The 21,777-nt window shown below is 38.5% G+C and carries 20 protein-coding genes; 4 read left to right on the top strand and 16 right to left on the bottom strand.

The features are described 5' to 3' along the window. Positions 1–31 precede the first annotated feature (31 nt). From BUC12_RS15885 to BUC12_RS15855, 7 genes are all read right to left on the bottom strand, one after another. Positions 32–874, bottom strand: coding sequence for an META domain-containing protein (locus tag BUC12_RS15885; RefSeq protein ID WP_062181890.1), 843 nt, complete (start codon positions 872–874; stop codon positions 32–34). Positions 875–897: 23 nt separating this feature from the next. Then, the gene (locus BUC12_RS15880; protein WP_062181886.1) at positions 898–1,683 is read right to left on the bottom strand and encodes a nitrilase family protein; all 786 of its coding nucleotides are present in this window, start codon (positions 1,681–1,683) and stop codon (positions 898–900) included. Further along, positions 1,676–2,224 (bottom strand): 1-acyl-sn-glycerol-3-phosphate acyltransferase, encoded by a 549-nt coding sequence (locus BUC12_RS15875; RefSeq protein WP_062181883.1) that lies wholly within the window; start codon positions 2,222–2,224, stop codon positions 1,676–1,678. Before BUC12_RS15875 ends, BUC12_RS15880 begins: the two co-directional genes overlap by 8 nt. An 8-nt stretch (positions 2,225–2,232) precedes the next feature. After that, positions 2,233–2,514 carry a hypothetical protein gene (locus BUC12_RS15870; RefSeq protein WP_062181877.1) on the bottom strand — a complete coding sequence of 94 codons (282 nt, stop codon included), beginning with the start codon at positions 2,512–2,514 and terminating at the stop codon, positions 2,233–2,235. Between the two features lie 122 nt (positions 2,515–2,636). Then, positions 2,637–4,013, bottom strand: a complete 1,377-nt coding sequence (locus BUC12_RS15865) for a methyltransferase RsmF C-terminal domain-like protein (RefSeq protein WP_062181874.1) — start codon at positions 4,011–4,013, stop codon at positions 2,637–2,639. Between the two features lie 16 nt (positions 4,014–4,029). Continuing rightward, positions 4,030–5,910: an ABC-F family ATP-binding cassette domain-containing protein gene (locus BUC12_RS15860; protein ID WP_062181870.1), complete on the bottom strand. Its 1,881-nt coding sequence runs from the start codon at positions 5,908–5,910 to the stop codon at positions 4,030–4,032. A gap of 359 nt (positions 5,911–6,269) precedes the next feature. After that, entirely contained in the window at positions 6,270–8,312 is a 2,043-nt protein-coding gene (locus BUC12_RS15855; RefSeq protein ID WP_062181866.1) for a leucine-rich repeat domain-containing protein, read from the bottom strand. Positions 8,313–8,476: 164 nt separating this feature from the next. On the opposite strand from BUC12_RS15855, the gene BUC12_RS15850 reads away from it, so the two are divergent. Beyond that, entirely contained in the window at positions 8,477–9,154 is a 678-nt protein-coding gene (locus BUC12_RS15850; protein ID WP_062181863.1) for an ABC transporter ATP-binding protein, read from the top strand. Positions 9,155–9,191: 37 nt separating this feature from the next. Here BUC12_RS15850 and BUC12_RS15845 read toward each other — a convergent pair whose 3' ends face one another. Then, positions 9,192–10,463, bottom strand: a complete 1,272-nt coding sequence (locus tag BUC12_RS15845; RefSeq protein WP_062181861.1) for a DUF4468 domain-containing protein — start codon at positions 10,461–10,463, stop codon at positions 9,192–9,194. A gap of 145 nt (positions 10,464–10,608) precedes the next feature. Between BUC12_RS15845 and BUC12_RS15840 the strand changes: the two genes are divergently transcribed. Next, the gene (locus tag BUC12_RS15840; protein WP_062181858.1) at positions 10,609–12,084 is read left to right on the top strand and encodes a hypothetical protein; all 1,476 of its coding nucleotides are present in this window, start codon (positions 10,609–10,611) and stop codon (positions 12,082–12,084) included. Between the two features lie 100 nt (positions 12,085–12,184). Continuing rightward, a complete protein-coding gene (locus BUC12_RS15835; RefSeq protein ID WP_062181855.1) occupies positions 12,185–14,284 on the top strand; it encodes a dipeptidyl-peptidase Dpp5 in 2,100 nt (699 codons plus the stop codon). A gap of 82 nt (positions 14,285–14,366) precedes the next feature. Here BUC12_RS15835 and BUC12_RS15830 read toward each other — a convergent pair whose 3' ends face one another. The 4 genes from BUC12_RS15830 to BUC12_RS15815 form a co-directional block, all read right to left on the bottom strand. Beyond that, entirely contained in the window at positions 14,367–15,587 is a 1,221-nt protein-coding gene (locus BUC12_RS15830) for an ABC transporter permease (protein WP_062181853.1), read from the bottom strand. Positions 15,588–15,590: 3 nt separating this feature from the next. After that, a complete protein-coding gene (locus BUC12_RS15825; RefSeq protein WP_062181850.1) occupies positions 15,591–16,349 on the bottom strand; it encodes an ABC transporter ATP-binding protein in 759 nt (252 codons plus the stop codon). 53 nt (positions 16,350–16,402) lie between these two features. Further along, on the bottom strand, positions 16,403–17,596 hold the full coding sequence (locus BUC12_RS15820; RefSeq protein ID WP_062181847.1) for an efflux RND transporter periplasmic adaptor subunit: 1,194 nt from the start codon (positions 17,594–17,596) through the stop codon (positions 16,403–16,405). A gap of 64 nt (positions 17,597–17,660) precedes the next feature. Continuing rightward, positions 17,661–18,974, bottom strand: coding sequence for a TolC family protein (locus BUC12_RS15815; protein WP_062181845.1), 1,314 nt, complete (start codon positions 18,972–18,974; stop codon positions 17,661–17,663). A gap of 332 nt (positions 18,975–19,306) precedes the next feature. Between BUC12_RS15815 and BUC12_RS15810 the strand changes: the two genes are divergently transcribed. Further along, entirely contained in the window at positions 19,307–19,762 is a 456-nt protein-coding gene (locus BUC12_RS15810; RefSeq protein WP_157257551.1) for a DUF4304 domain-containing protein, read from the top strand. A 4-nt stretch (positions 19,763–19,766) separates the two neighbouring features. Here BUC12_RS15810 and tatC read toward each other — a convergent pair whose 3' ends face one another. The 4 genes from tatC to BUC12_RS15790 are packed head-to-tail and all read right to left on the bottom strand — an operon-like array spanning position 19,767 to position 21,770. Further along, positions 19,767–20,564 carry a twin-arginine translocase subunit TatC gene (gene tatC, locus BUC12_RS15805; protein ID WP_062181839.1) on the bottom strand — a complete coding sequence of 266 codons (798 nt, stop codon included), beginning with the start codon at positions 20,562–20,564 and terminating at the stop codon, positions 19,767–19,769. A gap of 8 nt (positions 20,565–20,572) precedes the next feature. Beyond that, positions 20,573–20,794, bottom strand: a complete 222-nt coding sequence (gene tatA / locus BUC12_RS15800; protein WP_062181836.1) for a twin-arginine translocase TatA/TatE family subunit — start codon at positions 20,792–20,794, stop codon at positions 20,573–20,575. Between the two features lies 1 nt (position 20,795). Further along, positions 20,796–21,308 carry a hypothetical protein gene (locus BUC12_RS15795; RefSeq protein WP_062181833.1) on the bottom strand — a complete coding sequence of 171 codons (513 nt, stop codon included), beginning with the start codon at positions 21,306–21,308 and terminating at the stop codon, positions 20,796–20,798. A 36-nt stretch (positions 21,309–21,344) separates the two neighbouring features. Further along, positions 21,345–21,770, bottom strand: a complete 426-nt coding sequence (locus BUC12_RS15790) for a DUF1893 domain-containing protein (protein WP_062181830.1) — start codon at positions 21,768–21,770, stop codon at positions 21,345–21,347. Positions 21,771–21,777 lie beyond the last annotated feature (7 nt).

The following is a 21,777-nucleotide window of genomic DNA, read 5'->3' as shown; positions in this document are numbered from 1 at the left end:
CAATTTTAGTGTTGGTATGTTAGTGTTCTTATCAATTAGCAGCAATTGTATCTGTCACAACTTTCGTGAATTGGAGTACAACATTACCATTCTTAGCCAACTGCAGTACATCTGCTCCTAAAAACGACACAGTGCTTGTGTCTGAAAGATTTTCTATGAATAAACCTTCGCCTTCGAGATTAGGACAAGCCATCATTGTACTTACAACTTTATCAACAATCAGTTGATTATTAGTTAATTTGTAACCTCCGTTATAAACATTACAGCCACCGTTTCCGGTTACCCTGTTTTCCGCTATATTAAATGTCAGAGTAGGATAAGTTGCCGAATCTTTAAACTTTACAGAAGCATCATCGCCACCTATATTAGTTAATACCCATGAACCGTCTAATTGTTCAGGAGCAATTTTTGCAACGATACCGTCTTGCGGAGGGGTCGATTCTTTTTCGAATTCAAGTACCACCTTTTCGTCGTGTGCTATAGTCAAAATACCGTCAACGATTGTTATAGAATTTCCGGCATTAGATAATTCGAGTAAAAACTCAGGCTCTGCATTTTCGTCTAAACACAACATTCTGGTTGATGCAAGATTAGGAGCCGCGAAATTACCATCTTTGTAACTAAATTTACCTGTATAGCGGTTACAGCCACTTGTTCCTGAAACAATACTGTCCTGAAAATTAAATTCGAGTGTCGGTTGTGGACCTTTAAAGAGATTAGCGGCAGGCTCGCCGTTCATTGTTTTAAGTACCCAAAAACCTTCCAGTTCGGCTTGAGTAGGAGCGTTTTTTTTATCACAGCTTTGTAAAAATAATCCGGATACAAGTGCAATCATTAGTACTGCACAAACTTTCATTAAATTAGAACTCTTCATAGTTATTTGTTTTTGATCGTTTCTTACCTTAGAGCAAAATCATCTGCGTCTTTCCATACAGGGAACTTATTTCTAAATAAGTTTAACCCTTTTTTAGAGATTTCAACAGTTTCGATTATTTCCACAGGCTCGGTTAGCTCCGACAATCTGTTTCCTTTATAATCAATAACTGCCGACTGCCCATTGTAATATAAGCCCATACCATCGGTACCAACCCTATTAACACCACAGACGTAACTCAGATTTTCGAGTGCACGTGCTTCGAGCAAAGTACGCCAGACTTTAATTCTCGATTGTGGCCAATTGGCGACATATAACAGCAGATCATATCTGTTATCTACATTACGCGCCCACACAGGGAAACGCAAATCATAACAAATTAGTAAACAAATATTGAATCCTTTATGTTCGATTATGCACTGCCTATTTCCGGGACTAAAAGATTTAGACTCATCTCCCATCCTAAACAAATGCCTTTTATCGTAGAAATATGTATCCTCCGGAGTAATAAAAAATCCCCGGTTAAAGTATTGATCTTTCTCTTCTGCAATATAACTACCACAGATAGCCAGATCGTACTCTTTACTCCAATTTTGTAAAGAAGAAATAGTTTGTCCGCCAACAGTCTCGGCCAGAGTATGGCTGTTCATAGAGAATCCTGTCGAAAACATTTCGGGCAATATAACCAGATCGGTTTTTCCTGACAGTCCGGACAGATAACCTTTTACCTTATTCAGATTGGCAGGCTTATCTTCCCACTGAATATCCATCTGAACAAGGCTGATCCGAAGTAATGCGTCGTCATTCATTTTCTAATAAAAATCTATCCTGATGTTTAGCCTGGGCATCTTTATAATAAGACTTTATCTCGGCTATATCCTCATCGGCATCTCCCGTAGGGATAAAAACGGTTTTAAAATCAGCTACTTTTCTCTTATAATCGAGAACAACTACAACAATAGGTACATTAGCAGCCAATGCTATATAGTAAAAGCCTTTTTTCCATTCAGCATTCTGGCTGCGGGTTCCCTCCGGAGTGATTGCCAGCTCAAACTGATCGCGAGTCGCAAATAAATGAGCCATCTGATCGGTAAGGGATGTTTTTTTAGACCTGTCCACGGGAATTCCGCCGATTGCATTAAAGATTAGATTCATCGGGAAAAAGAACCATGTCTTTTTTATAAGAAAAGAAGCCTTTCTTCCTTGCGATGAATAAATCAGCTTTCCGATAAACAAATCCCAATTACTGGTATGGGGCGCCACACATAGCACACATTTGGTCGGATAATCGGTAATACCGCCAGCTTTCCATCCTAATTTCCGTAGAATGAAGCTACTTAGTTTCTGCATAACAAATATTAATCAAGTGATTGTATCTCTTTTCCGAATTGATTCACGAGAGATTGCAAATCAGCTTTAATTTTCGAATAATATGTTTTTGTACGTCCTTTCACCTCTTTCCCTTCTGTTGCACTCAGACGGTTTATCAGGTCGAAATGCGCATCCGAAATTTTGTCGATCAGCGCATCCGCTTTTTCTTCATTGGGATTCTGGGTGAAAACTTTATAAAAAATAAGGTCATCATACAATGTTCCGACTGAATTATGTATCAATTTTTTTAAATCTCTTCTACTACTCATAATTATCTTCTTTTTTTGTACCTGTTACGATACTGTTTATATTCTATAAAACGTACTTATTCCTTATTTGTTGGCAAATATAGGGAAAATTAAGAGAAGGAATCCCTGTCTTTTCTATCTGTTTAACAATCATCCGGAAGATAAGTAGTGCGTATCCTCCACTCGTTTGGATATAGATTATTTGCCCTGTTTCCTATGTTTTTAACAAATCCGATGGGAATACCCGAATAAGTCAACAACAAATATCCCTTAGAAGAATCCGGAAATATCAATGCCTCTTTCCTCAGATAAGCGATTGCCGTTTTCTTATCAACTTCTAACAAGGTAAACGCGTCCTTATTCAATGTCTGAGACATTGCCAATGAATGATCGGGAATAAAATCTTTTCCTTTGACATCCCCGAGACGAATACCTGCCGACACCAACTTTAGTTGCGACACAATATATTCGAAAAAGTCAAAATTTCGTTCAGGAAAAGCAAACCACGATCCTGATCTTTCGAAAAAGGAATATTTTTCGTTTCCCTTAATCCAGTTTTTATATACACTATCCAATGATATGCTTTTCGATTTTGGTTGTTTCTTGCTTTTCTTCGGTGCAAAATCAGTTTCATCTTCACTGTCTCCTGTTTTACGGAGTACTGCGAGGAAGAAACCTTCACCCCTTGTTAAATGAGGCAGAAAGTGATATACAGAATTACCGGAATTAAATGCTCCATGAATATTCCATTCGTCAGGTAAATCCAGCGGTAAAACTTCCGCTCCGAATGTATCTTTCATCCATTGTACATTTTCTTCGTTTTCGTGTGTGTTATATGTACATGTACTATATATCAGGATTCCTCCGGGACAAAGTGTCTCCCACACATCGGCAACAATACGCTGCTGACGTTCTTTGCATAATTGAACATTAGCCAGCGACCATTCCTCTATTGCTTGAGTATCTTTGCGGAACATTCCTTCACCCGAACAGGGCGCATCGATCAGGATAACATCAAATACTTGTGTCAACTTTCCGATATCCGCCGGATCGTTATTTGTAACTATCACATTCGGATGACCGGCTTTAATTATATTTTCTGATAATATATTGGCTCTGTTACGGATTACCTCATTGGCAACCAATACGCTATCGGGCGTAATGAGTGATGCGATGTGAGTAGACTTACCTCCGGGAGCTGCACATAAGTCCAATACTTTAACGGTATCGTTACCTACATATTGCTGAAAAACCTGACCGATAATCATCGACGAAGCTTCCTGCACATAATATGCTCCTGCATGAAACAAAGGATCGAATGTAAACGAAGGCCGTTCTGCCAGATAATACCCATCCTGACACCATATTACGGGCTCCGAATAGGCCTCTGTTTTAGTGTATTTACCCTTGTTTATCCGTATACTGGTAGGCGAAGGCTGTTCTAGTGCTTCTACAAAATCATTCCATTGCTCTTCCAGCAGGGGTTTGGTTTGTTTGATAAAGTCTTCGGATAATTTCATATTTTCAGTTTACTGCTTATATCCATTCACTTAACTCCATCCAGCGCAAAGTCTTTTCATCTATATCGTCTATCAGTTCACTAATCCGTGCTGACTTTTTCAATAAATCGTCGTTCGAAAGAGTTCCGCTTGACATCTCTATTTCTAATTGGGTCTTTTCTTCTTCCAGTTTAGGAATCAAGGCATCCAGTTCTTCAAACTCCCGCTTTTCTTTAAAAGACAATTTCCGTTTTTCTTCCGTTTTCTTTGTTTCTGCTTTAGGCTTTTCGTCCTTAGGTTTAGCTGTTTGCTCCGTTTCTTTAGCTAAAAGATCCTGTATCTCTTTCCACTCCCTATATTGGGTATAGTTTCCGGGAAAATCCTTGATCTTGGCATTTCCACTAAACGCAAGCAAATGATCGACAACCTTATCCATAAAATAACGGTCGTGCGATACAACGATTACGCATCCCTTAAAACTTTGAAGATACTCTTCAAGTATATTTAAGGTCATAATATCCAAGTCATTTGTAGGCTCATCGAGGACCAAAAAGTTTGGATTCTTTATCAATACCGTACACAGATACAACCGGCGCTTTTCTCCTCCGGATAGCTTGTATACAAAGTTATGCTGCTTCTCGGGCGCAAACAGAAAATGCTGTAAAAATTGTGAAGCCGTCAATCTGTTTCCGTTACCTAAGTCTATAACTTCGGCAATATCCTGCACCACATCTATCACTTTCATTTCTTCGTTGAACTTAAGCCCGTCCTGACTATAGTATCCAAAGTTTACGGTCTCACCAATGTCAAATTCGCCTTTATCGGGTGGAACTTCTCCCATCAACATTTTTATGAAAGTAGATTTCCCGGTTCCGTTATTTCCTACAACTCCCAGTTTTTCGTACCGGGCAAAAACATAGTTGAAATCTTCCAGTATTTTCAAATCCCCGAATGATTTATACACATGCTTTGCCTCAAATATTTTATTGCCGATATATGAGCCTTTCATCTCGAGGCGTACATTACCGGCGTCGCGCAATTGCTGAGCCTTTTTTTCCAAATCGTAAAAGGCATCGATGCGTGCTTTTGCTTTTGTCCCTCTGGCCTGTGGCTGACGTCGCATCCAGTCGAGTTCTTTTCGCAACAGGTTGTTAGCCCTGTCTATTTCTGCGTTTTGGGTACTCATCCTGTCTTCCCTCTTTTCGAGGAAGTACGAATAGTTACCTTTATACTGAAATATTTGTTTCTGGTCTATTTCTATAATTTCAGAACAAACACGGTCTAAGAAATAACGGTCGTGAGTAACCATCAATAAACTCAGCCGCGAACGCTGAAGGTATTCTTCGAGCCACTCGGTCATATCCAGATCCAAATGGTTGGTAGGTTCATCCAGAATAATCAGTTCGGGTTCGGTTATCAGGACATTAGCCAAAGCGACCCGTTTGAGCTGCCCTCCGGACAATTCCGATATTTTTTGGTCGAAATTATTAATTTTCAGTTGAGAGAGGATTTGTTTGGCACGTTGTTCATAATCCCACGCTTTCAGTATCTCCATTTTTTGGAGAATAGCATCCAGATGCTCATGATTTCCCGAAGCCATAACCCGTTCGTATTCGGCTATAACCTCAGTGACTTCTGTACCTGAACGAAAACATGCTTCGAGTACAGTAATGTCGGCCGGATAATTAGGATCCTGTTCCAGATAAGCGACTTTGAGGTCGCGCCTGAAAACAATAGAACCCGAATCGTAAGATTCTTTTCCCGAAAGAATATTTAATAATGTAGTTTTTCCTGTTCCGTTTTTGGCAATCAAGCCTATGCGTTGCCCTTCTGCTATACCAAAAGATATATTCTCGAATAATACCAAATCGCCAAAACTCTTGGTCAGATTGTCGACTTGTAAAAAAGGTGTAGCCATTTTTCTCTGATTTAAGCTACAAAGTTAGAAAAATATCGGCTACAGGCATTATTTTAGGTCAAAGGCATCAAAATATACCGCAAAGATGTATTTGCAATTGCACACAGAAAAATTTATCTATTCGATATAAAAAGGTTCTTTGATGTATTGATGCTAAAAAAACGAAAAACAATGAAGAAGAAAAAAATATTCAAAAATGGTGTCACTTTTGTCACCTTTGTCACTTTAAAGAAATTAATCTATTGATACAAAGAACAATAAAAAGGGAACAAACGTGACACTCAGGTAACAGGCGGATGTCACCTTTGTTTAGTCACCGATCTGTATTAATCATCGATTTTGATGCGGTTACCACGGTATTATTTAGTCTTCGCTTCTATCAAGATTTTGTAACGCTGCACTAACTTAGGAAAAGTATCGTTGGTCATACGGCAAACCAGATTTACACCTGCAAAAGAATCGGGTATAATGTATTTACCACTTTCTCCTTCAAACACTATTTCCTCGTTACTTTCGTACCATTTATAGGTTGTATACTTTCCATTTTTTTTGAATTCCGCACTCAGGTCAATCGTATCCCCGCAGTATGCTACACCACCGTCTATCTCGGTTTGCGGTGTATAGACACAGTTGCGTAGAAAGTTATATTCAGCAAAATTCAGGGATGAAATAGAGAGCGCATTATGAGAGCAATTCATCTTAAAGAAAAAACTCTTTTTTATATCCAGAGCTGACAACTGATTATGAGAGCAATCGAGATACAGCAATGGTAAATCTGCCGGTAAATCTAATTCAGTGAGATCATTGTCTGCACAATCGAGCATATTCAATGCCTTGTTATCAGATACGTTCAGACCGGTAATACTATTCGAAGCACAAACCAACTCTATTAAATCCCGATTAGCATTGGTCTTTAGTTTTGTAAGTTGATTATTGGAACAATACAGAATCTCTAAATCTGCACATTTAGTTATATCGAGATTAGAAATCAGATTGGATGAACAATTCAGATTCTCCAGCAAAGTATTATTACTTAAATCTATCGCAGGTAACTCATTACTGGAACAATTCAGTTTCATCAATTTCTTATTTGCTGATAAGTTCAATAATGTGAGCCGGTTAGTTGAGCAGTTCAGTTCTTCCAAAGCCACCAGACCGGATATGTCCAATTTCGATATTTTGTTTGATGAACAGTTTAATTCCTGTAATTTTTTGAGATTAGATATTCCGAGCTCCTCCAGAAGATTATTTGCACAATTAATTCTGATTAATCCCGAATTATATGTAAAATCAATATTTGTCAGCTTATTGGATGAACAGTCTAATGCCAGCATATCCAGATTTTTCCGTAAATCAAGTTCTGTCAGCGCTGTTTCGGAACAATGTAACTCTGTTAAAACTCTATTTTCGCTGACATCAATCGAAATCAGCGGATTTTTAGATATTTCCAGTATTTGTAAAGCCCTGTTATTAGTCAGGTCTAATGATTGTAAGTCATTTTCGGAACAATACAAGGCATTCAGGTTTATCAAATTACTTACATCGAGATTGGATAGCTGATTCGATTTACACGATAAGATATAGAGCCCCTGTATATTATTAATCTTTAGATTAGATATCGTATTCTTGTCGCAATAGACATGAAAAAGCGATGTATTGGCTGTGAGATCTAACGATGTCAGTTTGTTTTCCCTGCAATCCAACTCTTTCAGGAGGATATTAGAGGATAGGTCGAGTTGAGTCAAGAAGTTAGAATAACAAGACAATTCCTCAAGCTTCTTATTCCTGATCAAATCTAAATCGGTTAACCTGTTCCAGTAGATATCGAGTACCTGTAAAAATTGATTATTACTGAGGTCGATATTTTCCAAACCACAATAACTGCAATCGAGAGACTGTAGCTTCTTATTATTCCTCAGATTTAGTTGGGTTATACTATTCGCACTTACATTTAAGCGTAGCAAGTTCGGGTTTTTCGAAAAGTCGACAGAAGCTATTGCATTCCCGGAGATATCCACCTCTATCAGATCCTTATTTTTGAGAGTGTTTATATTATTAATGCGATTATTCGCACTTTTGAATACTGTTAATGACGGAAAAAAGCTCAGGTCATAATTTCCTGACAGGTTAAGATTATCCCATTCAACAGTAATAATCCTCTTTGGGGATTTTTCAGACCATTTTATACCCTCTACTTTTTGTATCCAATTTTCAGATAATGCCCAATTGGTAGTGTCGGATATATTAAGTCCCAACTGATGCAGATTCAGACTATCTCTTACGGCAGACTCCTGCCTCAGTACAGACATTAATCCCAATTTATCTTCTTTATGGTATATTTGTGCATCGCACACACTCACAAATAATCCCAGAAAGATTATTATATAATATAAATATTTCATTTACAACGAGACTACGATTATTTTGAACTTTCCTAAAAATACAACGCAGGCACAAATATAAAACAAAAGCATTACATAATATAAACTTATTTCAGCATCGGCATTAAGGGTAGCTGAATATTTTATTTTACATTTGCTAATCAAATCCAAATAAGAACAGTCTCATGAACGAGATAAAAAATACAACTCCTTTAATTCAGGTATCGGCACTAACCAAAAGTTACGGACAATTACAGGTCTTGAAAGGAATCGACCTTACAGTCAATCAAGGCGAAATTGTATCCATAGTAGGAGCCAGCGGTGCAGGAAAGACTACCCTACTACAGATTATAGGAACATTGGACAAAGCGGATTCGGGTCGTGTTAGTATCAACGACCAAATCATAAATAACCTGAGCGATACTAAACTGTCCGACTTCCGGAATAAGAATATCGGTTTTATATTCCAGTTCCATCAGCTATTACCCGAATTTACAGCCCTCGAAAATGTAATGATACCTGCCCTTATTGCAAAAGAAAAGGAATCTGTAGCTAAGCAAAAAGCAACGGAGTTACTCGATCTTCTGGGATTATCAGACCGAAAAGAACATAAACCGAATGAGCTTTCAGGAGGTGAGAAACAGCGTGTAGCAGTAGCACGGGCATTGATCAATAATCCTTCCGTAATTCTGGCTGATGAGCCTTCGGGTAGCTTGGATACAGAAAATAAGATAGAATTACATAAGCTTTTCTTTGACTTGAGAGACCGATTCGGACAAACATTCGTCATCGTAACACATGATGAAGAATTGGCAAAAATCACTGATAGAGTTATACATATGAAAGACGGGTTGATATTATAATACCAACCCGCTTCTTATTTTCTTTACCGGAAATATCTTATTTGATCCAAACGTTAAGAATCTCTCCTATATACATTTTATGAAATCCGTTCTTTGACCAGTCGGATTTTATCTCGGTTGTTTTAACAGCATCCGGTGATATTTGCTGTGCCACAATCTTTTTACATTCGAAAATCATCCATGCCTCGGCAAAAGCTGTTGCGCCCGAAGGTGTTTTGATCGGAGTAAGCCCCGACCCTTTTATCTTATCAGTATTGCGTCCGCTATTCTGCCCGCAGTACAGCATAGCATCTTTATAGGCTTCGGTATAGAACGATATTGTGTATGTATCTCCTTTGTCCATTGTAGAAACGGAATAACGCGTCGGATTTAGAAAACAAAAAGCAACAGGCTTTTCCCAAAACACACCTAAACCGCCCCACGAAGCTGTCATAACATTTGTATCATCCGGTGTTCCCGAAGTAATCAGAGTCCAGTTATTTAGAAGCTTGATAATATTCCCGGGAATCTTATCAGGCAATACCTGACGAAACCCAACCATTGTAGAAGGAACCTCGTCTAAAGCTTCAACTACAGGAGTTGCTATTGATGTAACAGCTTTTGGTTCGGAAAGAGCACTACCTGCAATCGGTAACGCCGCACCGGACTGGCTGACTACTGGCTCAGCCTGAACAGGTGCTTGTTGCGCAACAGGTGCAAGCGTATTATACTCACGTTCCACAGCTCCGGCTCTAACTTTCACTCCATTCAGATAAACATCTATCCTGTCGAAAATAGCATTTACAGAATCAACTGTATGAACACGGAATTTACTATAATAGCTGCTTAATTTATCTCCTTTCGAATTCAGTGCATATTTGTCCACTATCATTTCCTCAGCCGGATAAGTATTTACTTTGCTTCCGGTATCATTGTACTCATACTTGATACTCCTTACCGAAGCCTCGCATTTACCGCCCTGTACCTGAATAATCAGTTGATACAACATGCCTGCCTTATCCAGAGACAATGCAGTACTCTTAAACACAAGATCGGCATCACCCTGACAAGCTATGGAACTACCAGACTTGTCTACCAGAAGGACTCTCTGTTTTGAGCCGGCTTTCGAAGCATAATTTTCTTTTGCCCATGTTTCCATCAGATCAAATAACTTGTCGTCGGCTATAAGCTTTGCCACACTAATAGTTCGTGAAAATATAACACGACCATCCACTTCGGGAACAGCTCCTGCCAGATATTTCGCTTCGGATTGTGCTCTTACGACTATTGCGACCACAGCGAAAGTCAATAGAAATAATAGTTTCTTCATGGTATGAATTTGTTTTTAGATATTCAATCATTAATAATGCATATCAAAGATATACAAAATATAAAATGTCTTATATTAAAATCTTTCAAAATTAGAGTTTATATTTAACACTCAATTAAACTATTAAATATAAAACTCCGGGATAATGCCTATTCTTATAAAATTTACCAGTTTGGCATATATCAGTAACCACATACTTTTGATTGTTATGACAAAATACTATATAATATACCTGATTATAAATATCATATCCTTATCTCAAGTTGAATGTAAAGGTCAGATACCGGATAATGGCAGAAAAAATACACCTATGATAGAAAAACCTATACTCCATGACACTTTTGATATATTGGGACGCAATTATATTCCTGAAAATTTGGCAATTGACTCTACTGATATAGGCAAACAATTAGGCATTATTACTCATACCCAAAATGGGATAAAGTTTATAAAAGAGATAGACTTCACAACAGATCCACCAGTTTCTCTTTATAGGAGTAGTAGAATTTTCGAGATTAAAGGGATTCACAGTTTAAACTATGTGGCAAGGGAGAACGATACTCGAGTAACCGGAGAGACTAAAGGGTATCTTGTATATTCTACTGATAATAATGACGAAAGGGATAAAGCCATCCTTGAAAAGATGGATAAGAAACTTAAAGACCGCATTGTCGAAGCCCAACGGAAATTAGAAGAAGAAAGACAATATATCCTCGACAATCCGTGGCCCAACAGAGTTGTATTTAATGGAGAGTCATACACTTTGCCCAGAGATTACGGAAGTATTTGGATCGAAAATATCGACGAATTATTAGGTACAACTACAAGTAAGGTTATAATACCGCAAGGAGCCTTCCCTAAAGATTACAGCTGGCCAGAAGGTGCTTCTATCTACGAACCGGGATTGGGGATATATACCATAAAAGGCATCGACCCAAAGTATTGTATTGCCCTGTCTCCCGTAAAGAAAAACCCTGACGGGCTTATCGCATTCATCTACACCAATGATAAGATTCACAATTCTGCAATAAATAAGAAAGTGAAAGCTATGACCAAAGATGTGGCTGATAAAACAGAAGCTATTAGAAATATGATGAGTCATTTTCGTCAAAACGGGTACTCCGACAATGCCGCAGAATTGCTGGCGGAAGCCAAACTCCATTTCTCGAACAATGTAAGGCCTAATGCCAGCCTCAACATCACATCCATCTGGCTGGAAGTAGCAGAAGCTCCCGACTATAAATATGGAGCTATTCCGGAGGGTGCTTTAGAGATATGCTTTGAGCCCAAGAAATCCGTCCGTTTCTACCGGAAAGAAAATGACGAATATATTCCGGATAACCGTCCTCTAAGATCAATCGAAGATTGGGATATTAATAAAATACACAGTGCACTGATAGATGATGATGTAATAATTAATAATCGGAGAGGGGCAGTTTTTGATAATATACAAAAAGGACGAGCCGAAAGTGTGACATTTATCTACGATAACGGAAAATCGCTCACAAAACCAATACAAGCAATGCCATTAAGAAGTTATCCTATACTATCCGGATTACCTGAAAAATTTCTGAATATGAAAAACGATCTAAAAGTTAAAACTGACGTTTCATGGGATTAAATATATATCTACTAATAATATGTATTTTTCTTATCTTACAAAAAATGAATAACTTTGAAACTCTTTGTTTTAAAATTAAACAATCAATATAATTAAGTAAATGAAATTCAAATCGATTATGGCAATTGCATTGAGTGCAGGCTTATTTGCCTGTGGTTCGGGCAAAAACGACAACGAAAAAGAGAAAAGCAATGCTCCTCTTATCGGAAAATCAACGATAAAGATATCGGACGGAATAATGACTCCGGAAGTCCTATATAGCTTCGGTAGAGTTAGTGAAGCTGTTGTTTCTCCCGATAATTCTAAAATCCTTTACGGGGTGACCTATGTTAGTGTTGAGCAGAATAAAACCAACCGCGAATTATTCACGATGAATATCGATGGTTCGGATAACAAGCAGATTACTGAAACCAAAACAAGCGAAAACAGTGCTGTATGGGTGAAGAACGGATCTAAAATAGCATTCCTTTCAGTAGAAAGTGGCTCACCTCAAATATGGGAAATGAATCCTGACGGATCAGAACGTGCCCAGATTAGCGAAATTGAAGGAGGCATTAACGGTTTCAGCTATTCGCCTGATGGTAAGAAGATATTGTATATCAAAAATATAAAATTTGGAAAACGTACTTCCGATATCTATCCCGATTTACCCGAAGCCTCAGGACGTATTATCGAAGACCTAATGTATAAACACTGGTCGGAATGGATAGAAGAAATCCCTCATAGCTTTATTGCCGATTTCGATGGTAGCAAGTTGAGTAACGATACTGATATTCTGGATGGAGAACCTTATGAATGTCCCATGCTTCCATTCGGCGGCGTTGAGCAACTGGCATGGAGCCCCGACAGCAAGACCATAGCATATACTTGCCGTAAGAAAACAGGAATGGCTTATGCCTTGTCTACAAATTCGGATATTTACCTTTATAATATAGAATCTAAAGAAACACAAAACCTTACAGATGGGATGATGGGATATGACATTAACCCCATATTCTCACCTGATGGTAAATACATCGCTTGGCAAAGTATGGAGCGTGATGGTTACGAGTCGGATAAGAACCGCTTATTTGTAATGAACCTTTCTACCGGTGAAAAGACTAATGTCTCTGAAAATTTCGACTATAATACAGACTTCGCCCAATGGAATGACGACAATCAGAGTCTTTATATTGTTAGTTGTGTAGAAGCTAAGACTCAAATATTCAAAGCAGATATAAACACAAAAGAAATTAAGCCTGTAACCGAGGGTGTTCATGATTATGAATCATTTTCTTTGGCCGGCGATAAGTTGATTGCCCTTCGTCATTCTATGTCTCAACCAAATGAGATTTATGCTGTTAATGTTACCGACGGCAATACAACACAACTGTCATTTGAAAATAAAGAGATTCTGGATCAGTTGAAAATGGGTAAAGTGGAAGAACGCTGGATACCGACAACCGATGGCAAGAAAATGCTGACATGGATAGTATATCCGCCAAACTTCGACCCTAATAAGAAGTATCCTGCCCTACTCTACTGTCAGGGAGGACCTCAAAGTACAGTTAGCCAGTTCTGGTCATATCGTTGGAATCTGCAAATGATGGCTGCAAATGGTTACATTATCGTTGCCCCTAACCGTAGAGGATTACCCGGATTCGGACAGGAATGGAATGAACAGATCAGTGGCGATTACGGCGGGCAAAATATGAAAGACTATCTTTCGGCTATAGATGCAGTTGCCAAAGAGCCTTTTGTTGACGCAGATAAGCTAGGTTGTACAGGCGCCAGTTATGGAGGATTTTCGACCTATTGGTTAGCAGGAAACCACAATAAACGTTTCAAAGCATTTTTAGCTCATGCCGGAATCTTCAACCTCGAAGCCCAATATCTGGAAACCGAGGAAATGTGGTTTGCCAACTGGGATTTAGGCGGCTCATTCTGGGATCGCAGCAATTCTATCACTCAACGTTCATATGCAAATTCCCCTCATAAATTTGTGGACAAATGGGACACTCCTATTATGATAACTCATGGTGAACACGATTATCGTATTCTTGCTTCACAAGGAATGATGGCATTTAATGCTGCTAAACTAAGAGGTATTCCTACCCGGATGCTTATTTTCCCGGATGAAACCCATTGGATTGCCAAACCTCAAAACGGAATCTTATTCCAAAGAGAATTCAAAAGATGGTTCGACGAATGGTTAAAATAATAAGCTGTTAATTTATTTCATAAAAACGAGAAAGAGTCAGGTTTAAACCTGACTCTTTCTCGTTTTATATCATTATCCCTGTTTATTCATATCTAAGGGCTTCTATAGGATCCAGATCCGAAGCCTTCTTGGCAGGGTACCATCCAAAGAATATTCCGGTAGCAGAACATACTGCAAAAGAAAGGAATATTGTATAAGGCTGTATATCAATAGGCCACATCAGTACATTCTTTACTACATATGCGCTGCTTATCCCCAATATTACGCCGATAATACCTCCGGTAACACTGAGCAGAATAGCTTCTATCAGGAATTGCATCAGTATATCGACACCCTTAGCCCCGATAGACATACGCAACCCGATCTCGCGGGTACGCTCGGTTACCGAAACATACATGATATTCATAATACCGATACCACCTACAAAGAGTGAAATTCCTGCGATACAAGCCAAGAGAACGGTCATCATATCGGTTGTCGAACTCATCATGGATATAAGTTCCTTTTGTGATCTCACATTGAAGTCGTCTTCCTGCCCTATCCCTATCTTGTGCCGTTGGCGTAATATTTCCTCTATACTGGCAATAGCATCTTCGGTTGCCCCTTCGCTTATTGCCGAAACAGCAATAGAATGAATATAGGTAATAGCAAGTATACGCTTCTGCACAGTTGTATACGGAGCAAGTACCAAGTCATCCTGATCCATCCCCATAGTATTATCGCCCTTGGAAGTCAATATACCGATTACCTTCATCGGTATTTTATTGAAACGGATTGTTTGCCCGATCGGATCTTCACCGTTGGTAAATAAATTCTCTACAACAGTCTGTCCGATTACACAAACTTTGGTAGAAGCTTTCACATCAGCCTCAGTAAACATACTACCTTCACTGACAGTATATTTCCGAATATCCAGGTAAGAAGGATTTACTCCGTAAACTGTAGTCGGTGCATTGTTCGCTCCAAAAATAACCTGTCCCGACGAAGATACTTCCGGAGTAGCAGCACTGATGTACTCACCCTGGCTTTCGATCGCTTCATAATCTTCGAGTTTTAGAGTTTGCATACTGCTGGAACTTTGGCGTACCCCTCCGAACTGTCCGGTTCCGGGACGAACATTAATCATATTCGAACCCATGGTCGATATCTGATCCTGTATACTTTTTTTCGAGCCTTGTCCGATAGCAAGCATCGCAATTACCGCCGCTACCCCGATAATGATACCGAGCATGGTCAGAAATCCCCTGAATTTATTTCCATTCAGTGCACGCAATGCTATTTTAAATAAGTTGACTATATTCATAGATTATGCCTCCTCTTTTGGTAGAGTTTCCAATACTTCGCGTGCCAGTTTAATCTCGTCATTGTATGTGTCAGATTTTATCCGTCCGTCACTTATAACAATATTACGGCTACTGAAATGAGCCAGTTCAGGATTGTGGGTTACGAAAATAATTGTACGATGTTCCTCCTGATGAAGTTTCTGCATCAATGTCAGAATTTCGAACGATGTCCGTGTATCCAGATTTCCGGTAGCTTCATCGGCAAGTATTATAACCGGTTCATTTACCAGCGCCCGTGCAATAGCCACACGTTGCTGTTGCCCTCCTGACATCTGGTTGGACTTATGATTCAACCGGTCGCCCAACCCTACATCCGTCAATGCCTTTATTGCTCTCGAATGTCTCTCTTTAGCCGAGATAGTGGGATTGTACATCAGCGGAAGTTCCACATTTTCGACTGCCGTTGTTTTAGCTAACAGATTATATGATTGAAAAATAAAACCAATCTTGCGGTTACGCAGTGTTGCCCTCTCATTCTTACCCATCTTACGAACGGATATGCCATCCAGATAATACTCTCCGGCAGTAGGAGTATCCAGACACCCTATAACATTTAACAGTGTTGACTTTCCGGAACCACTGGTACCCATAATAGTCACAAATTCACCTTCATATATTGTAAAGCTAACACCACGCAAAGCATGTACAACTTCTTCTCCTACAACATAATCGCGCTTTATATCTTCGACTTTTATGATTTCTCTTTTTTGTCCTGTATTCATAACCTAATGGTTCATTGTTTGATTAAATCTTTTTATACCTGTATATCTGTCCTTTATTTTTTCCCCGGACGTTTTGGCATAAAAGGACTCGATTCACCATTGGCCTCATTTACGGGAGCTTTCGGCGAATGTTCGGTAATACCGGTAACAACTTCAGCACCTTCTTCCAAACCTCCCAGTATCTGAATATTGATTCCGTCACTTGTACCTATAGTAATAGTGCGTTGGTTTATCTTATTACCAGACTTAACCCAAACCGATTTTTTACCCGTTGCCGCATTCTCGGTACTTTGTTCTACTTCGATATCTTTTACCTGACTCATTAATTCGGGATCAGGAACAAATCGTAAGGCCTTAGCAGGCATAATAAGTACATTGTTTTCTTCCAACGTATATATATTAACATTGGCAGTTAAGCCGGGTTTTAGTTTGAGATCGGGATTAGGTGCATCAATAACCACTTCATAAGTAACCACATTAGATGTAGTCGTAGCTTCGAGTCTAACCTGTACAACTTTACCCTGAAACTCGTCATTCGGATAAGCATCCACAGTAAACATTACTCTTTGATCTTCGGCTACCTGACCTATATCAGCTTCATCAACATTGGCTATAACACGCATCTTTGTCAAGTCATTAGCAATAGTAAACAAAGTCGGAGTACTGAACGAAGCAGCAACCGTTTGTCCTTCTTCTACAGCTCGTGATACAACTACCCCATCAATGGTAGATACAATGGTTGCATAACCAAGATTTGTCTGGGCTTTGAAAACCGCAGCCTGAGAAGAAGACACCGCTAATTTAGCTGTCTCGTATGCTGTTTCTACGGCTTCCCAATCAGCTTTACTTATTGCTTGTTTCTCCCACAATCCTTTATTACGGTTATATGTCCGTTGTTGCTGATCAAGTTCCACCTTTTTGGATTGCAATGTAGCCTGAGCTGTTTCAAGCTCCGATGTTAACATGCGCTTATCCAGTTCGGCTAACACCTGACCTGCTTTTACTTCAGAATTATAATCTACATAAATTTTAGAGATTACACCTGAAACCTGCGTACCTACTTCAACCAGTGTTATTGGTTCTACTGTACCTGTTGCTGTAACAGCAGTAGTAAGGTCTCCTTTTTTTACCGGCTCTGTTACCAGTGCATAAGAACTCTTATCTCCTTTCGGCCAAAAGAAAAACGCCAATACAGTGAGAAGAATTACCCCTCCTATGATCAGATATTTTTTATTTCCTTTATTCATTTCCAAAGTATATTATAAGTAAAAGATATTATGTTAGTCGAATAATAAAAGCCTGAGGGCTTCTTTACATTGTTATTTCTTTCCCTTGATAGAAGTTCAGTAATTTAAGGCTCAATAAAGCCGAATACTTAGCTTGCAGCAGTTCCTGCAAAGCATTTGCATAATTATTCTGTTCGGTAGTCAACTCTACCGTATTGCGCATTCCCAGAGCATATTGCTCCTTCACCAAAGTATAACTAAGTTCCGATGATGTAAGTTTGTCTTTAGCTGCACTATACTTACTTTGCCCTGATACAGCATCCAGATACAGGCTTTCGACAGTGCTTAGAAGATCCTTTTGTGCTTGAGTATAATTTAATTCGGCAGTTTGTATCTGGAGGTTGGCCCTTTCTACATTCGATTTATTAGTGCGATTATCAAAAATAGGTACACTGACTGACAGCCCGATATATTGATTGAATCCCCTGTTAATCTGAGTTGTGAAAGCAGGATAACCACTGTTCCAAATATTACTTGTACCAATACTTCCGTTGAGCGATATAGTTGGGATATAACCAGCCTTTGCCGACGATTTGGAAACTTCCGCAATATCAATTCCCAGCTTATTATTCTTTATCTCGGGCATTATTTGCAATGCGGTCTGATATACTTCATATTTAGAGGGAATTAAAGCTTCTATTTCACTGTCATTCACCTCGGGAAAATCGAGCGCTAACTCTTCATTTATACCAAATTCCAATAACTGCTTAAGTTGCAGAAAATAGCTATCGTACGAGTTTTGAGCCAATACTAGATTATATTTATCAGAACTGTATTGAGATTCGACCTGTGCATACTCTGCACGTGTGATACTGCCTGCATCCAAAAAATCTTTTGTCTGTTTCAACTGAGCCTCGGACGAAGCAACTATATTCTCGTTATTCTTTATAGACTCACGAGCATATAACAATTGCAGATAAGTTTGGGTAATCGATATCTCTATATCATTCTGCTGCTGTTCTGAAGTGAGTGCATCAGACTCTTTTTGTAAAGCCGCTTGCTTAATATTATTCCGGTTTTTATTTCCATTAAAAACCGTCCAGCTTGCATTTATTCCATATTGGCCATTGAAAAGCCCTTTGTACTTGTAGTCATTAGCCGCATCTTTTGCATGGCTGTAACTCTGCGAAACACTTCCGCTTAGGCTCGGGAAAAGCTCAGCCTTGGCCTGATTCAGGTCTACATCCGAACTAGCCGTAGTTATGCGGGATTTTTTTACTTGAATATTCTCTTGCCTGGCATACTCAATGCAATCGCGCAGTGTCCATTTTTCCTGAGCTGAAAGATTGCCCGATAAAGCGATGATAACCAGTACAACTAATTTATACCAAACCTTCATACCTCTTATTTATATTTGAGTTTCAACAAATCAGACCAACCTATTGTTTTACAAATTCAACATAATTCGAAACGGAACCCAGTATTGAGTCCGACTTCCAATTCTTTCTTATTTCAAATATAAACAGGAGCGATTTTTATATAAAATATTTTCGACAGACAGGGTTATTCTATCGACATATGGCAGAATTGTTAAGAAAAAGGATTTATTAGCACCGAGAAAGGAAAAAAGGATGGAATTTCCGTCATTTTTTATACTTTTTCTCTTCTATCAATCACCATTCTGCATCAAAAAAGGGTTAAGAACAAACTATTTTTTATATGTTTGGGGATATGAATAATACGGACAGAAAAACGATGGATATTTATCTGAAAGACTACGTAATACCTCAGTTACGACTTTTAGATTTCAGAGGTTCATTCCCTCATTTCAGGCGAATAACAGGTACCAAAGTTAACCTATTGACTTTTCAGTTTGATTTACATGGAGGAGGCTTTGTTATAGAAATAGCTAATTGCATCGTTGATAAAACTACATTACTGTGGGAGGATCGAATCCCGGTAAAAAGACTGACTGCTCATGATCTATATACAAGAAAACGGATTCAATCAAATATGAAAACTAATAGCAGCCTAACTGAAGATTGGTTCAGATACGACAAAAAACACCTTTTAGGATTCGGAAATATATATCTAAAAGTATGTAAAGATGTTCTCTCCAAATTCGATCTAATGAAAGAATATTGGGACAACGGGTATATAAATGAACAACACGATTATACTAAATAGGAATCTACAATACTTCTTCGATTTTATTACAACGCATCACAATCAGAATACTTATCTCGTATAACAAATACATTGGCATTGCCACTAGTAGCAGTGTGAAAATATCGGTAGTAGGTGTTATTACAGCAGAAATTACCAACAAAATTACGATTGCATGCCTCCGGTATTTTCTCATAAAAGGAGCAGAGAGAAAACCAAACTTAGCAAATAACCAGCATAAAATAGGGATCTCAAATACCAACCCCATCATTAAGCTCAGCATCATTAATGTGTCTACATAAGAATGCAGCGATATCATATTAACAACTTCGGTACTCACCTGATATGTCCCTAAAAACCGGAATGTTAATGGAAATATAAGAAAATAATTGAGTAACACACCCAACAAAAACATTATATACCCACCTAAAACAACTCTAAAAGCATATCTTTTCTCATTACTATATAAGGCAGGGGCTACAAACCTAAATAACAAATATAGGATATAAGGTGATGCGCACAAGAGTCCTGCATACATAGCAACTTTCATATGTATAACAAATTGCTCGGCAAGACCGGTATTAATTAATTGCACAGAAAATGCTTCACCTTCATTTCCTGACGACAAGAAGAAATTACTTATATCCCGAAATATGGTATAAGTAACAAAGCTCTCATTTTTAGGAGCCAGAACAAGACTGAAAAGGTAATCTTTAAAAAAGAATGCAATAAAACCGAATATTACAGTTACTATAACAATCCTTATTAAAGAAGCCCTCAATTCATCTAAATGTTCCCAAAATGTGAGGGTTTTGGTCGACATATACAATCTTATTTTTCTTCTGTTTCCTTATCCAGAGAAGTTTCGGACTGTCCGGATGGCTTATTGTCTTTTTCAACTTCATTCAACCCGTCTTTAAAACTTTTCACTCCTTTACCAAGCCCTTTCATTAATTCGGGAATTTTCTTTCCACCAAAAAACAACAGAATAATCAATGCAATAAGAAGAATCTCCTGTAAGCCAAGCCCCCCTATCAATAGTAGACTTTCCATATCAATTTTTAATTAAATGTTTAATAAATAAGTACCCTCCGAATATTTGCAACAACATTCCGGGAATTGCCAGACGGAAATCCTGAATGGCAAGAATAAAGTTCCCGTTCAAAAGCCATTCGCCCAATGTTCCTAAAACCTGATAGGACAAAACAACAGCCAACAATATAAGGACAGATATTTTCTTGAAATATTTTGCGGCTAATCCTGCAAAACCTGCTAAAAGAACCGATTTTAACAATATAGCAGGCAACACTGCCAACGGAGGCATACTGAACAAAAGAAAATTAACTGACGGAGACAATATCGCCGTAAGTAAACCTACTTTCCACCCATATTTATACGCCCCTATCAAAGTAAAAAAATAGATCGGAAGCAGTATCAAACCTCCATTCGGAATTAAGTGGCAAATCTGTGGAAGAATAATATTCCCCAGAACAAAAGCCGATGCCACTAGATAAGTTCTCAGTTCTTTATAATTCAAAGAATAAAGTTTTAATGTAGTTGATTCCATTATATGATTGTATTTTAATTTTCGACAAATATGATCTTATGTATTTTGTAGCTTTCTCATCCTATTAATGAATTCCTCAATTAAAGGCAAAATAGCATCCGGTGACGATTCTTCGTAACAAATCTTTTCCAGAGGACACCAATCCGACTTATCCCTGTTTTCGATAAAAGGTACTACGGTCTCAAATTCCGGTTCAATCCCGTTCTCCTGCAATAAGGCTAAAGCCGGATGGCTTATCACATCAGCATACAATTCTTTTATACCTCCTAAAATCATCAACGTAGCAGCACCTTTACCTACAACTTTATCTGCGATAGACGCTCCGTTCAAAAATCTGGGCTGATTCTTCACCATATTGTATAAATCAGCTACTCCCCGTTGCGAAAAAGTATGTATACCATTACTGTTTTCGACTACACAGGAATAATTTCCATCATGTAATACCGTTATTATTTTTTCCATCTACTCC

The organism is Indolivaga macrotermitis, assembly GCF_900128985.1.
Lineage (GTDB): Bacteria > Bacteroidota > Bacteroidia > Bacteroidales > Dysgonomonadaceae > Dysgonomonas_A > Dysgonomonas_A macrotermitis.
The sequence above is the reverse complement of the archived record's forward strand: the minus strand, read 5'-3'. Positions and strand labels throughout refer to the sequence as shown.